This is a genomic window from Paucilactobacillus nenjiangensis (genome assembly GCF_008632615.1).
Lineage (GTDB): Bacteria > Bacillota > Bacilli > Lactobacillales > Lactobacillaceae > Paucilactobacillus > Paucilactobacillus nenjiangensis.
The window spans coordinates 968096-983782 of sequence record NZ_CP043939.1 but is presented as its reverse complement, the minus strand read 5'-3'; the positions used below and the strand labels follow the sequence as shown (position 1 = coordinate 983782).

At 37.0% G+C, this 15687-nt stretch carries 12 protein-coding genes and 1 pseudogene; 3 read left to right on the top strand and 10 right to left on the bottom strand.

From position 1 onward, the window contains the following. The first annotated feature begins 2 nt into the window (after window positions 1–2). Complete coding sequence (locus F0161_RS04990; protein ID WP_150203904.1) at window positions 3–239, top strand: hypothetical protein; 237 nt, start codon at window positions 3–5, stop codon at window positions 237–239. A gap of 194 nt (window positions 240–433) precedes the next feature. After that, window positions 434–1408 (top strand): peptidylprolyl isomerase, encoded by a 975-nt coding sequence (locus F0161_RS04985; RefSeq protein WP_150203903.1) that lies wholly within the window; start codon window positions 434–436, stop codon window positions 1406–1408. A gap of 119 nt (window positions 1409–1527) precedes the next feature. On the opposite strand, the gene F0161_RS04980 is transcribed toward F0161_RS04985, so the two are convergent. The 8 genes from F0161_RS04980 to argS form a co-directional block, all read right to left on the bottom strand. Beyond that, the gene (locus tag F0161_RS04980) at window positions 1528–2379 is read right to left on the bottom strand and encodes a LysR family transcriptional regulator (RefSeq protein ID WP_150203902.1); all 852 of its coding nucleotides are present in this window, start codon (window positions 2377–2379) and stop codon (window positions 1528–1530) included. Window positions 2380–2572: 193 nt separating this feature from the next. Continuing rightward, the gene (locus tag F0161_RS04975) at window positions 2573–3496 is read right to left on the bottom strand and encodes a 3'-5' exoribonuclease YhaM family protein (protein ID WP_225420337.1); all 924 of its coding nucleotides are present in this window, start codon (window positions 3494–3496) and stop codon (window positions 2573–2575) included. Between the two features lie 26 nt (window positions 3497–3522). Beyond that, window positions 3523–6063: an ATP-binding protein gene (locus tag F0161_RS04970; RefSeq protein WP_150203901.1), complete on the bottom strand. Its 2541-nt coding sequence runs from the start codon at window positions 6061–6063 to the stop codon at window positions 3523–3525. Next, window positions 6063–7265 (bottom strand): metallophosphoesterase family protein, encoded by a 1203-nt coding sequence (locus tag F0161_RS04965; protein WP_150203900.1) that lies wholly within the window; start codon window positions 7263–7265, stop codon window positions 6063–6065. Before F0161_RS04965 ends, F0161_RS04970 begins: the two co-directional genes overlap by 1 nt. Window positions 7266–7342: 77 nt before the next feature. Continuing rightward, window positions 7343–7687 (bottom strand): YlbF family regulator, encoded by a 345-nt coding sequence (locus tag F0161_RS04960; RefSeq protein WP_137602673.1) that lies wholly within the window; start codon window positions 7685–7687, stop codon window positions 7343–7345. 71 nt (window positions 7688–7758) lie between these two features. After that, window positions 7759–9897: a PBP1A family penicillin-binding protein gene (locus tag F0161_RS04955; RefSeq protein WP_150203899.1), complete on the bottom strand. Its 2139-nt coding sequence runs from the start codon at window positions 9895–9897 to the stop codon at window positions 7759–7761. Window positions 9898–10253: 356 nt separating this feature from the next. Continuing rightward, window positions 10254–10724, bottom strand: coding sequence for an arginine repressor (locus tag F0161_RS04950; RefSeq protein WP_150203898.1), 471 nt, complete (start codon window positions 10722–10724; stop codon window positions 10254–10256). Window positions 10725–10856: 132 nt separating this feature from the next. Next, window positions 10857–12545 carry an arginine--tRNA ligase gene (gene argS / locus F0161_RS04945; protein ID WP_150203897.1) on the bottom strand — a complete coding sequence of 563 codons (1689 nt, stop codon included), beginning with the start codon at window positions 12543–12545 and terminating at the stop codon, window positions 10857–10859. Window positions 12546–12856: 311 nt separating this feature from the next. On the opposite strand from argS, the pseudogene F0161_RS04940 reads away from it, so the two are divergent. Then, window positions 12857–14335: pseudogene (locus tag F0161_RS04940) on the top strand (MFS transporter). A 66-nt stretch (window positions 14336–14401) separates the two neighbouring features. Here the strand turns inward: F0161_RS04940 and F0161_RS04935 are convergent. Next, window positions 14402–15181, bottom strand: coding sequence for an alpha/beta hydrolase (locus F0161_RS04935; RefSeq protein ID WP_150203896.1), 780 nt, complete (start codon window positions 15179–15181; stop codon window positions 14402–14404). An 82-nt stretch (window positions 15182–15263) separates the two neighbouring features. Next, window positions 15264–15578, bottom strand: a complete 315-nt coding sequence (locus F0161_RS04930; RefSeq protein ID WP_137602121.1) for a DMT family transporter — start codon at window positions 15576–15578, stop codon at window positions 15264–15266. Window positions 15579–15687: the final 109 nt, after the last annotated feature.

Sequence of the window (15687 nt, the reverse complement as noted above, 5' to 3'; positions counted from 1 at the left end):
CTATGAAAAAAATATTCGCACCGTTTACAAGTTTCGTCAACGATATCAAGCAACTAGTGAAAGCTTCTACTAACCTCTCTAAGTCGTTACACAATTTAAATGACAAAATGGCAGAAGCCCAACGAACAATTGATTCCATCAACCAATCCGTGGAAGATTTCAATCATAAAAATGAAGTTCCTTTGAAACGTATTGCGGAAGCACAAGCAAGAATCGAAAAAGAAACGGAAAAATTTTGAACCCTTAAATAAACCTATCAAAGTCGACTTGGTTCGACTTTTTTAGTGGTAATTTATCCATTTAGATTATGAATAACTTATGAATTTTCTTTAAACTTTTCTCTGGATTCCAAACATAAATTGGTGAGTGTGGTATATTATCTAGGTGAGATTTTTTAGTATTACAATATAAAAGGAATGGATGTGTTTTCGAAATGAAAAAATGGCTTGCAATTTTAGCGGGACTTGTAATTATGATTCCGCTTGCTGCCTGTGGTAACAAAGCTGTTGCCACTACTAGCGGGGGTAAAATTACAGAAAGTGCTTATTACAGCAGCATGAAGAGTACTTCTAGTGGTAAGCAAGTCCTCCAACAAATGATTTTAAACAAGGTTCTTGAAAAAGAATACGGCGATAACGTTAAAAAATCAGAAGTTACCAAAGAATATAATGCTTATAAAGCACAATATGGTTCATCATTTAGCAGTGTTCTTTCACAAAGTGGTATGACTGCTTCAAGTTTGAAAGAACAAATCCGTTCTAACTTACTTCTTAAAGAAGCTGTCAAAGATTACAGCAAGATCACTCAAGCTCAAATCGACAAGCAATGGAAGAAGTTTGAACCAGAAGTTACAACTGCTCACATCTTAGTATCAAGTAAAGATGACGCTCAATCTGTCATTGATGAATTAAATTCAGCTTCGTCAGATAAGAAATGGTCAACATTCAAGAAACTTGCCAAGAGCAAATCAACTGATACAACAACTGCAAGTACTGGTGGTAAATTATCAGCCTTTGATAACACTGACACTACTTTAGCAAGCGCATATCGTAAGGCCGCCTTCCAATTGAAGACTGGCGAATACAGTGCAGAACCTGTTAAAACAAGTGATGGTTATGAAGTTATCTACATGATCAAGCATCCAAACAAGGGTACTGAAAAATCAAATCGTGCTAAGTTGAAAGATCAAATTATCACTTCAAACATGAACAACAGCACTAAGTTACACAATGTTGTTTCAAAAGTCTTGAAGAAGGGTCATGTTTCAATTAAGGACAATGACTTGAAGAGCATTCTTGATGATTATCTAACATCATCATCTTCATCAAGCTCAACAAGTTCATCCACTTCATCAAGTTCTACTAGCTCATCAAGCAGCTCAGATTCATCAAGCTCAGCTAGCGAATAATTAGTTAAATAAATAAGTCGCGATTATAAAATCGCGGCTTTTTTATTTGGAAAAATGCTCAGTTGTTTGTATGGTTAAAATATTAGCACGAGTTGCAATTGCCCTATTCCAATTTGGAATTAATTGAATTTAGAATGTGTTTGAAAGAACTGTCCAATTTGTTCACTAGCTACAGAATGGTCATTTTTTCGACGTACAAAAGCCAAGCGACTAGTAACTTCAGGTATTAGTGGAATTTTGACGACTTGTGGATATTCCTTCAGATTAACAGTTTTGTCCATTACAATCGAAATTCCCATGCCTTTGTTAACTAACTCTAAAACTAAATCAATTCGGCGCCCTTCATAAATCACTTCAGGTGTAAATTCAGCTTGATTAATCAACTTCATAACTGGGTCGTATAGATTAGTTTCTTTGCCCAACATCAAAAAATTTTCTGCTTTCAGATCTTGCATTGTAACTGCAGTTTGACCAGCAAGCCGATGTTGCTTTGGTACCACCACGACAAATTTATCTTCTTCGCCACTAGCCACCTCAAACTCAGATTCATCCATATCAAAAATGCGCATAAACACAGCATCAGCAATACCATTTTGTAATGCCGGAATCAATTCATAGCTTTCTGCCTCAGATAAATGTAAGGTGATTTCTGGATGTGCTTGATGAAATTCACTAATTAATTCTAGAGCATGGTAATTAGAAATAGATGGAATTGTTTTAATAACCAAATCAAGTGAATGTTCCCGTTTATTCTCACTGATTTTTTCGTACATTTCATCTTTTAACGCAACAATTTGTTTGGCATATTCTAAAACTAGTTGGCCTTCATCTGTGATTTCAATTGTTCGGTGCTCGCGACTAAATAATTTAATGCCCAATTCTTTTTCTAGTGACATTATTTGTTTCGAAATTGTTGCTTGTGTAGAAAATAAATGCTCAGCGGTTTCGGTATAACTATTGGTCTCGGTCAATTAGACGAATGCTTTTAGCTTTTGAATATCCATTATCTATCCTCGATTATTATTAATAACCCCATTGTATCTGAAAATTTATTTAAGTGAAAATATCTTATTCCAATTTAGAATAAATTAACGTTAACATGTAAATAAACAAAAAAAATCCATTCACAACAGCAAGTGAATGGATATTTTTATATCTTAACGGTTATTCCTTATAAAAGGTCCGATTATCCAAGCCAAAAATACGTTCAGAGAATTGTCCGTTTGGAGTATTTTTTAATGCATTTTGAACCATCATAATTGAAGCATCCATTTCATCTAAATGATGTAAGATTTCTGCTTCAAGCATATGCGGAGGTACTGGTGATCCATATTCCATTAATCCGTGATGAGACAAAACCATGTGGCGAAGCAAAACCACTGCCTGCCCTTGTGGATCAAATTTTAATTCATCACAAGCACTGACAATTTCACCATCAATAATCGATATATGGCCCAGTAGATTTCCGGTCGTTGTGTATTGAGTCGATACAGGCCCTGATAATTCAGTCGTTTTACCGATATCGTGTAAAATAGCACCCGCATACAGTAGCGGTGCGTTAATTCCCGGATATTCATTCACGACTGCTTTCGCTAATCTCAAAATCGACAAGGTATGGAAAGATAATCCACCCGCATAAGCGTGATGATTAGTTTTAGCCGCTGGATACGTATAAAACGCCTCACCATGTTTTTGTAACAGATTTCTCACAATCCGATTCCAAGTTGGTTCGGTAATATCAAACAAGAATGTTTCAATCTCTTCTTGAATACTCTTTCGTTTTTCGGGTGCGTGCGGTACAAAGTAACTGGGATCGTTAGGTTCACTATCAGTTGCTAATCGTAATTTTTGAATCTTGACCTGCGCCTTACCCTGATATAATTCTCGCTTGCCGTTAAGTTTAACCACTTTACCCGGTACAAATGCAGCTACATCAGCATCATTAGCATCCCAGTACATACCACTAATTTCACCTGATTCATCTTCAAATGTGATTGACAAAAAACGTTTCCCATTTTTTGCCACCCGAGCATCCGAATTTTTGAGCAATACAAATAGTTCCATTGCTTCATCAACTTTATAATCCATTAATTTTTTTGAGTCCATCAAATCACCTATTTTTCATCTAGATTAATTACCTGTTCATTATTATACATACGTAAAATTCTGTCATCTGCAGTAAAATAAATTACTTGGTTTTGTTTAGATAACTCTTTTAATAATTCAATTGTACGATTTTTTCGAATATTATCAAAGTTAACGAAGCCATCATCGATAATAAATGGAAAATTAATTTCTTGATTCATCACGGTGGAAAAGCCAAATCTCAACGCCACATACAGTTGCTCTGCTGTCCCTTGTGAAAGCTCGCCGACTTCAAATTCTGTATTTGTATTATCCACAACTTTAATTAATTCATCCACCACAATATCTTGATAGTGGTTATTAGTTAATAATTGAAAATATCGTTTTGCTTGTTGAACAATTTGTGGGAACCGGTCTTGTGAAGCAGCTTGTAAAGTTTGATTAATCCACAAGCTCGAGAAGTGAGCTTTTAGCCATTTTCCAGCTAGTTCATTAATTTCAGCTTCTAAATCCGCTAAATCTTGAGTTAACTCAGTTAACAGTCCATTTTGCGCAATCGCATTAATTTCAAAGTTCCGACGGTTAATTTCACTTTCAATATTATCCCGATTGATGGTTAAGGTATTTAGTTGCTCACGCGAGTTTTGTAATTCAGTCTGTAATTCACCTGCGTTGCGATACTCAGCTAATTGTCGTTGTTGTTCTGGATTAATCTGATTAGCTAAGGCAGTTTGTTCAGCATTTTCATTAACTTCATCCAATTGTGACTGATATTTGACTTTAAACTCAGCAACATTGGCCACCCCAATTTTTTGCAATAATATTCGTTGTTGCAGTTGTGCCTGTTTTAATTTTTCCGTTTGTTGTTCAATCTGCTCAGTTAACAGTCGACTTTTCTCTTTGGCATTACGATAATTTTCCACGGCAGTACTTTGTTCGCCGTGATACTCTTCAATTTTAACGATGCTAGATGCTAAATCATCACCATCAATCCATGAATCCAAATTAGCATATTTAGTGATGAAATTATCAATAATTAACTCATCATCGGATAATTCATTTTCAAATTTTGCTAATTGATGAGTGAAATTGACATAATTATTTAATTCATATTGAATCGCTAACCATTGATTTTGAGGGAAACTTGCAAATCCGTTGTCTTGACCAAATTGCTGTAATTCATTTTCTACATCAACTAAGTCCTGATTTTTCTTTGGTTCATTTGTGTTAATGGATGTCTGATGTGAATTTATATACCACCCAATGACACCGATAATCATCACAACGATTCCAATCGACCGTCCAATAAATGAGCTAACTAAAACGGCAGTCACAAGGCCCACTAATCCAACGATGGCAAAAACTAATGGTAATTGACTCGATTTTTTCTGACTAGCAGAACGCGTTTGAACAATCACATCTTGTTGTTCGCTAATTTGACTTTTTTGAGTTAGCAACTTATCTAATTGGGCTTGCTGGGCTTCACTCAATGGTTCAGGAACCTGACCGTATTTCGCTTTAATTTCATTTACGGCGTTTGAAACCCGTTGAATTTCATCCATCAATTGTTCTCTTGATGAGACCGCCTGTTTCACAGTTGGTATTTCACGATAAGCTGCATCAAAATCTGCAAGATGATCAAAGTAAAATTGTTGCTTGGCACTCGTAAATTTTTTATCGTTAATTACTTTAAGTTGCGTTTGATTTTGCGTAATACCATTTTGAAGTTCGTTGATTTGAATTTCACTTTGATTAACTTCAATCTCGTCATTACTCGTAAATTTGATAGCTTCATTAGTTTCGTTTATCTTTAGCTTTTCAAAAATTGGCATCAAACGATTTAATTGGTCTAATTGTTGTTCTTGTTTACGAATTTCGGCGAGTTGATCAACAATCTTCACTTGCTCAGCAACATCCTTATCGTTATCAGTAACAAGTTGGTGATATCGGTTGTAGTCCTGTTTTGCGGTATTGATTTTATTGATCAACTCTTGGCGATGATTAAGTTTCACATTTAGAGTTGGAACTTGTCCGCCATCTTTGTAAATTTGCCCAGCCGATTTATCGAAATTTTTTGCTAAGTCCAGCCATTGTGAGCTACCCACCGTACCCATTTGCTGTAGGGCAGCATCAATATCATTTTTAGACAAATCAAAAATTTGATTCAAATCTGTTTGAGAAAAACTAAACAGTGTTCGAAATAATGTTTCATTCATTGGAGCTAAGACTTCGTTCAACTCGTCTTCTGTCAGTTTTTCTCCATCTAGGGTCGAAAACTCAATCTTCCCGGCAACTTTTTTCCCTTTTGTCCGTTTTAAACGATATGTTTCGCCTTTGTGTTCAAAAACAATCACACCACCATACGAAGCAGTGTTCTTGGGGATATATTGCAAATACTTATTCTTGCCCAAATGGTTTTGAAAACCAAATATCACACTGATAATAAATTGGGTCAGTGTAGACTTCCCAGATTCATTGGAACCAAAAAAGATTTGTAATTCAGGAGATAATTCAAAATTGGTTGATTGCCACTTACCGAAGCCATCGATTTGAATTTCAGTAATACGCATTACTTTTCTCCCTTCATACTTAAATCAAGTTCAATCTGTTCTTTTAAAGATTCGATTGCGGTCTGATTATCAAATTCATCGGCAATGAATTGATTGGCAAATAATTTATTTGTTAACTCGTGAAGCGTGTCTTGATTGAATACTTCCCCAGCTGCTGTTTCCCAATATTGTCTATCTAAACTGGTCATCCCCGGTAAAACAGCATTTTCAGTGACCTTGATTTCTGTTGGCCAAACCCAGTTAGGTTGCCACTCACTTGTCACTCGTTGCAATGACTCTAACAGTAAGCCAGATTCAATATTGTCTTGTATGTCAGGGGTCACTGTATCACCATGCAACTCAATTTGAATAATTTGGTTGGTATCATTTGCATGTTCTTTTAAGCTTTGCACTAGGACCGTTTGTAACGTTTGAGCAGTCATGTCTTGATTGATTTCAATTACTAACTTTTCCCAATCAATTGGGGCAACCGTCTTGAAGACTGGCTGCAACTGATGATTTTGATAATCAACCTCGTAATAGCCCTTGGAACCAGTTTCATTTTTGTGTCTTCCTTGTGGATTGCCACTGTAAATCACCCAAGGATTCTCGCTTAGAACTTGGTGTGCGTGAATATGACCTAGTGCCCAATAGTCGTAATTTTTAGCCGTCAACTCAGCCACTGAAAATGGCGCGTAATTATCATGTTTAGCATTTGAACCTGATACCATCCCATGTAACATACCAATTTGAACGTCAACTTGACTGCGGCTCGGGTACAATCCCGTCATGTCATCAGTCACCCAACGTGTATCATAACTAAATCCAGTAATTGCCACTTTGGTTCCATCAGTGGTGGTAAAAGTCTTGGTTTCTACTTGATTAGCAAACACATGCACATTGCTTGGTAGTAGTGATTTATCATAATTAACGATTTGATAATCATGATTACCGTAACTTAAATAAACATCAATTGAATTTTTTTGAAGTAGTTCACATTGCTGAATGAAAAAGTTTTCTGCTTGAACACTATGAGAATCACGATCGTAAATATCGCCTGCAATCACAATGAAATCAATGTGCGTAGAGATTGCATTGGACACAATTTTTTTAAATGCTGCAAAGGTTGATTGCATGATGTCTTTTTTTATTTTTGCAGGTGTATGTTGCAAGCCAAGAAATGGACTATCTAAATGTAAATCAGCTGTATGAATGAATTTCATCGTTCTACTCCTATCAAAAAAGGCCGCAACAAACCGTAGTCAGTTACTGCCCTTTTCCGTATTTCTTTTTGTATTAATTATCCTTGATATAATTCTTGGATTGGTTTTGTAATCACTTGGTTGATTTGGCTCAACATTTGATCAACGGCTTGTTCTTTTTCCATTAAAGTTTTAACAACTTCAATTTCGCCAACCTTACCAGCTAAATCTTGTGCTGCTTGGATTTCGTCTTCAGTTGGTTGTTGCCCTTGCATTTGTTTTTGTTGAAGTGTCATTTGCATGTTTTGGAAATCTTGAAACATACTAAATGCATTGGCATCGGCACGCATTGCTTCATGTGCTTCTTTTAATGCAGCAAATTCTTGTGTGTCGCGTAAATCACGTTCCATTTGGTTCGCTGTGTCATAAATATTGACTACCATATTAGTATAGTCCTCCTAAATTTTCGATATGTTTATTATACATGAAGGGGCTTTCTACTTCAATTTGAAATCTATTGTCCCACAATTGATTTAGCTTTGCTCCAAAGATCACTTGCTGCTCCAGAGATTGAATCAGCACCTTGGCTAATCTTATCTCCAACTTGAGAAGTTCCATTTTGAATTTCATCCCAAATGTTAGACGACGAACTACTATCGTTATTCGCTAACGTGGCCGCATCCTGGGTGTCAAAATCAGTTCCCTTAGTATTTGGTAAGATATCTTCCATTTCCGTCTTAAAGAGCGTGTTAGTGTTGACGTAACTCGAATCAGGTAATACATGTGACGCATCCGTCGTGTCATAACCCTCCCAGGTTGCCACCACCACGTCCGGCGTATAACCAACAATCCATTTATCACGTTCAGAATCTTGTCCATTAACAACGTCCGAACTGGTACTACCAGTTTTACCAGCCACTGTATAACCAGAAGGTTTAGCAGTCTTCCCGGTTCCATCACTGAAGACACCAATCAACATACTTGTCATTGCCTTAGCAACTTTCTTAGATATAATTTGCTTCTTTTTCGGATTTTGGTTTGACACAATCGTTTTGCCAGAAGCATCGACAATTTTGGTAATATAATGGGCCGAAGCCAATTTACCATCGTTAGCAAAGGCTGTATAGGCTGTTGCTAATTGTTGTGGTGACACCCCTGTTGAAAGTCCACCCAGCGCAAGCGCCAAGTTTTTATCCTTGCTAGTTACCGGCAAGCCGAACTTCTTCACTGATTCATAGCCACGATTAATCCCAATCTTATTCAATAGCCAAACTGCCGGCGCATTTAATGATTGTGCCAACGCTTTGTACATTGCGACTGAGCCACTATAGGTATCGTCATAATTTTTCGGCGTGTAATTATCTGTTCCGTAAGATTTTTTCTTATCTGTCAACATCGAATCGTAGTAGTACCCATGTTCCAATGCCGGTGTATAAACTGCAATTGGCTTAATTGCCGATCCTGGTTGACGTTTCATTTGGGTTGCGCGATTAAACCCACGGAAGACGTGATCACCACGACCACCCACAACAGCTAATATTCCACCATTATTTGGATTGATTGCGATTGACGCAGCTTGCACGATAGTTCCATCGGCCGAATCTGATGGAAAGTTATCATCATCGTCGAACGTATCTTGCATGTCTTTTTGTTCGTTCTGATCAAGCGTAGTGTAAATTTTGTAATCCTTATTCATAATATCTTCTTCAGAAATATGATAGGTATTGACTGCTTCGTCAATCACCGCATCAAAATAATATGGATATTTATAGCTATCAGATGACTCGTAGCCGTCCGTTACAGTCAAAGCTGTTTTCTTGGCTGCATCAGCCTCGGATTGGGTCAATTTATTATTTTCAACCATCAATTGAAGGACCAAATTCCGTCGCTGTTTCGAAGCATCTGGATGCGCTACCGGATCATAGCCACTTGGCGACGTTAGCATCCCAGCTAAAACCGCTGATTGTGCATTGGTTAATTCACTCGCGTTTTTATTAAAGTAGCGCTTGGAAGCATCTTGCACGCCCCAAACCCCATTTCCAAAGTACGCATTGTTCAAATACATTGTCAGAATGTCTTTTTTAGAATAAACATTTTCAACTTCAATTGATAAGAAAATTTCTTTCGCTTTTCGGGTAAATGTTTGCTCTTGAGTCAGGTATGCATTTTTAACCAACTGTTGGGTTAACGTACTCCCCCCACCTGAAATGTAATTATTCCCAAGGATTTTATTTTTTGCATACATTAATGCCGCACGAGCAATTCCTTTAACGGAAAATCCATGTTCATGGTAAAAGTTTCGGTCTTCTGTAGAAAGAACCGCGTTTTGAATATTAGGCGAAATTTTATCCAAAGAGATATATGTTCCCTTTTGAGAATATAAACTTCCCGCAGAATCACCGTCTTTATCATAGACCTCAGTATTTTGTGACAAGTCCGCTTTTAAGTTACTAACATCGGCTGTTTTGGCAACTACTGTTAGGTAAACACTGATGATTAAGAATAATGTAAGTAAAATTGCAATAATCCAACGCGTAATTTGGAATCTTTTCCAAACGGCTTTTTGTCGCACTCGAAATTTTCGCCAGTGTGGTAAAAACCATTCTTTAAAATCCGCAAACCAGCGTTTAAATTTTGATTGCTGATCGTTCATTTAGTATCTCCAGTCCCAATTATTATCGAGTTTAATTTTATCACAGTTTCATTCATTCCTAGATTTTATTATGAATCTTACGTGAAATTAAAAAAGATTCTAAATAATTAGAATCAGTAAGACCGAAATATTGTTAATTTTAATGACTAATCTATTTAGAAAATTCAACGCCTAGCCCTCGTTAACTTTCCTAAATTAATTAGTGCTCGAATTCACCCGTTGTTGACCACAACTTTCATTTAATCCAGCTTTTTTATTCAGTTCTCTCACCTAACTCAATATTTTGATACTGCTTCGCAGTCCCTTCAATATCTTTGTTAGTGCTCGAGAACTTATCGAATTAAAAAGCCTTTTATTTAATCCAAATAAATATTGTCATTAACATGTTCTTTAATTTTTTGGTTGAACTTTTTGGCAATGGTTTGGTTGGGGCTGATGATAAAGATGGTATCGTGTCCAGCTAAAGTGCCAGCGACTTCAGGCATGTCTAAGTCGTCAATAATTGCGGCTAACAAATTACCATCACTTGGCAAGGTCCGTACGATATTCATAAATTCAACTTGAACGACATTGGTTACAACGTCATTAATAGTCGTGTAGAGACGGTTTTCTTCACTCCGATTACCAGCTTTAAAAATCGTATATTTTAACTCACCAGCTCCATCAGCGCTTTTGACAATTTGCATTTCACGAATATCACGAGAAATTGTTGCTTGCGTGGCGGAAATACCAGTTTCATTTAACTTGTCCATCAAATCTTCTTGAGTGGAAATTGAATATTGGCTAATTAATTGTTCAATTTTTGCTTGTCGTAACGACTTCTTCATTCTGAATAATCCTCCTCATAAAATGGATATTATGATTTATTATAACAAAAAACACGAAAATATAAACAATTTTCGTGTCTTAATGAATATTTATTAATTTTTAATGTGAATATTGGAATTCAGTGATAATTTTTACATTTCGTTTGGTGCTTGAACACCCAACAATGCTAACCCTGATTCTAACACATCACTAACTGCTTTCACTAGTGCTAAACGAGCTAGTTTTTCATTATCTTCAACTAAAATTTTTGAATGTGCGTAATATTGGTTAAAGTCTTTAGCTAATTGTAGCGTATATTTGGCAATTACTGAAGGTTCGTAATCTTTGGCAGCCTTTTGCACAATATCACCGTAGTTACCCAATGCTTTGATAACTTCCCAAGCATTTGGATCAGAAATTTTCTTATCAACATTTGTTAAGTCAGGATTGCCGGCTTTCCGGAGGATACTTAATGACCGAGCACGGGCATATTGTACGTATGGACCGGTTTCACCTTCAAAACGAACGACTTCTTCTAAGTCAAAATCAAAACTATTCAAACGTTCATTCTTCAAATCATGGAAGACCACCGCTCCAACCCCAACTTGTTCAGCAACCTTATCAGCATTTGCTAAAGTAGGATTCTTTTCAGCGATTTGTTTCTTAGCTAGTTGCATGGCGTCATCAAGAACTTCTTCAAGTAAAATGATGTGTCCTTTACGAGTTGATAATTTACGGCCACCTTCAGTAATCAAACCAAATGGAATGTGGTGAATATTATCTGACCAGTCATAGCCCATTTCTTTCAATACTGCCTTTAATTGCTTGAAATGGTTTTGTTGTTCATTTCCAACCACGTAGAGTGATTGAACAAAGTTGTATGTTCTTTGACGATAAATTGCTGCCGCTAAATCACGAGTGATGTACAAAGTTGCCCCATCACTTTTCTTAATCAAGGCTGGATTGAGGTTGTATTTCTCTAAATCAACAATCTCAGCACCTTTACTTTCTTGAAGTAAATGCTTTGATTCAAGTAATTCAATGACTTCATCCATCTTATCGTTGTAAAATGCTTCACCATTAAATGAATCAAAATGAACGTCCAACAAATCATAGATTTTCATGAATAGTTGTAGTGATTCTTCACGGAACCATTCCCAAAGATGCATAGCTTCAGGGTCGCCATCTTCAAGCTTTTTGAACCAAGCACGAGCATCTTCATCTAGTTCAGGATTAGTTTCTGCTTCTTGGTGAAAACGCACATAGTATTTCTGGAGGGTATTGATTGGATCAGCCTTAACTTCGGCTTCACTACCCCACATTTTATACGCTGTCATTAACTTACCAAACTGGGTTCCCCAGTCACCCAAGTGATTAATTTTAATTGGGTTGTAGTTAACCTTTTTCAAAATGTTAGCTAGTGCATTTCCAATCACCGTTGAACGGAGATGACCCATCGACATTGGTTTCGCAATGTTAGGTGATGACATATCGATTGTCACGTTGCCACCTTCACCAACATTTGATGAACCATAATTGACAGGATCAGAAATAATTTCATCTAAAATGCTGGCCCCAACGGTCACTTTGTCTAAGAAAAAGTTTAGGTAAGGTCCAACAACTTCGATTTTTTCAAAACCAGTTTGGTCAATTTTTGCTAATAAATCTTGTGCAATTTGTTGGGGTGCTTGATGTAATTGCTTAGCTAAGAAAAACGCAGGGAACGCATAATCTCCCTTAGTAGTATCTTTTGGTCGTTCAATTTTTGATTCGATATCGACCTTCTGAATATCTGGTAAAACTGTGGCTAGTGCATCTACAACTTGTGTTTTGGTTTCCATGTTAGCTTCCTTTCTTGCAAATAAAAAACGCCCCTAATAAGACTATATGCCTTATCAGAGACGAGATTACCCGCGGTACCACTCTATTTGAAATTAATCCACTTTAGATATTTGACTGTTCTCTAGAAGACACGCCTTCACTAATTGCCATGCCTACCTTGCACCAACGTAAGCTCGCTTGAATGGACCATTAATTACTACTTCTTCATCACTGAGATTTCCAAACACTAGTATAACAAATTTGCCGTGAAATACAAATATAAATTAGACAAGTTAATTGTCCTCAGTTGTTATCAATTTTCGTTCAGCCCATGAACTGTTATACTTACCGTAAAGAAATACGATTATTTGGGGGAGTGATTATGGAAAATAAAAAAGCATCAAATAAAAGTACTTTAATCATTTTAGGGCTGTTTTCACTGATGACTGGATTATCTGGATCAAGCGTTACTTTAGCGTTACCACAACTCAGTGAAGGTTTCCATGTCACCAACGGGGCTGCCACTTGGGCAGTGTTAATTGGCGTTATTACCACAGCCGTCTTTTTGGTATTATTTGGACACTTTGGAGACCTCCTATCTAAAGAAGATGTCTTCTTATATGGTGGAATTGGGTTTACTTTAGGTTCTCTTATTTCTGGCATCGCACCAGTTTATTCAATTTTGCTCGTTGGACGGTTTGTACAAGCGATTGGAACGGCTATGATTATGGCTAACAGTATGGTCATTGTCACCGAAGCGTTCCCGGCGTCTGCTCGAGGAAAAGCGATTGCGGCCGTTTCCATGTTTATCTAAGTCGGAACTGTCTCGGGTCCAGCAATTGGTGGATTGATTTTAAGTGTCAGTTCGTGGCGTTGGATTTTTCTGATTAACGTTCCATTAGCAATTTTATTAACTTTCTTTGGTTGCCGTTTCTTGTTCACCACCAAAATTACGATGGCTGATTTAAAGTCGTTAGTCAAAAAATCTAACTGGCGCGGTCAATTAATTTTTACGGTTGGAATGATCATCTTTTTCATGAGCAGCCTCTTTTTCCAGTCACATAAACCAAATATTATATCAGGAGCTATTTTTCTCGTCATTGGTACGATTGTCACTATCTTTTCTTTCGTGCAAGACAACCGTAGCAAGTATCCATGGGTCGATCCCTCTGTCACCAAAAATAAGCAATTTATGGGCGCAGTTATGACCATGTTCTTAGTAATGATGGTCAACGTCGTCTCAAATATTCTCTTGCCATTTTACCTACAAAGTTTCATTGGCCTTTCACCGCTAACTAGTGGTTTGTTGATGGTGCTCCAATCGGCAACCATGTTCTTTGTTACTCCATTGGCAGGATACTTAGCTGACAAAATGAATCGTCACGTTTTAACAATTTTTGAAACAACCATTTTAACTTTATCTCAACTGGGTTATGCGTTTTACCCTAGTGGGGTGAATTATACAATTATCATTATCCCTATTATTCTTAACGGGATTGGAATGGCAACTTTCTTGTCACCAAATAATGCATTATCTATGTCATACTTACCTCGCGAACTCTCGGGGATTGCTGGCTCGATGAATTCTTTCTTCCGTACTCTCGGAATGGGAATCGGAATTAGTCTTGGATCAACTGCCTTATTCATCCAAATGCCAGGCGTTGAGGTTGTTTCCAGTAAATTAGGCCAAGAATTCATGGGTGCCTTTCAAAATGTGTTCTTCCTAGCAACTGCATTATCTGTACTCGGAATGGTGGTTTCAATTATTCTATATCTGACGAGTAAAAATGAAACTGAACCAGGACACTAAAAATTATCTTTAAGTACCAAAAAAGTGAGGACACTTATCCTCACTTTTTTTCTATTTCTTCAATTGTTAAAACCACTTGCTCAAGAACAAGGCTGCTTCATCAAAAACTTCATTCATATAACCCTTAGCATGTTTTGTACCAGCCACAAACCGGACAGCGTGCACAATTTGGTTAGCCGCCAATTTATCGGACATTTTCAAAACGCCTGTGTTTGGCACGAACTCGTCTAAGGAGTTAGCCAAGAAAATTGGCCCTGTTTTTTGATTAACGCGGTGGTATGGTGTGGCTTCTACAAATTGATCTGTCCGACCATTAAAGTAATTAGTCACAAACCATTTATAGAAACTATCATCTTTAACAGATTGATTAATTTCAGCACTTGCACCATTAAAGTTTTGCGTTTGATCTTGCTTTGGTACTACGTCTTGGTGTCTAGCCAGCCAGTCATCGATATCTAAAATACCTGACCAAGAAATTGCTGGAATACCATATTTAATGGCCATTTCCACTGACATATTACCACCAGCTGATGACCCAAAAGCAGCAATATTATCATGATCAAATTGATAATCTGATTTCTTAATCCATTGGTACAAGGTATCCATATCAACTAAAGGCGCAGGATAATACGCATTCGGTGTAAAGAGATAGTTAGGTACAAATGTTAAATAGCCAAGTTCAGCAAACTTTTGTCCTAAATCCGCGTCCTTACTTTTATCACCACGAAACCAGCCACCACCATGAATGTCAATCACTGCACCACGTGCCGTATTAGTAGTTGGATAATAAATGTCGGTCGTTAAACGATTAGCTGCATCATAAATTATATCTTTTTCAATTTCCATATCAGAATCCCCCTCGAGTAGTTTCAATTCACTACCTTGAGTATATTCTGATTGGCCTAAAATAGATAACAATTCGAATTGTCTATGATGTCACTTTAATTCCGACAATTCCAATCAGTAACAAGCCAACGAATACCCAGGTTAACGGATTAACTTTGTCACCAAATAAAATTACACCAATAATCACCGTTCCTACAGCACCAATACCGGTCCAAATTGGGTAAGCCAGGCTTAATGGCAACGTTGCGGTAGCTTTGGCCAAGCAATAGAAACTGACAATCATCCCCACAATCGTCAAAATTGTGTAATTTAAATTCGTAAATCCATGGCTTAACTTCATAAAGGTTGCCCAAATCGTTTCAAATATTCCAGCAATAATTAAATATGTCCAACTCATAATTTTTCTACATTCTATTTACATTACTATCTCAGACAAAAGAAAAACACCAAATCTCACTCCTTCTAAGACCTACTGGAGTGAAACATGGTGTTAATTGCCCGGTGGC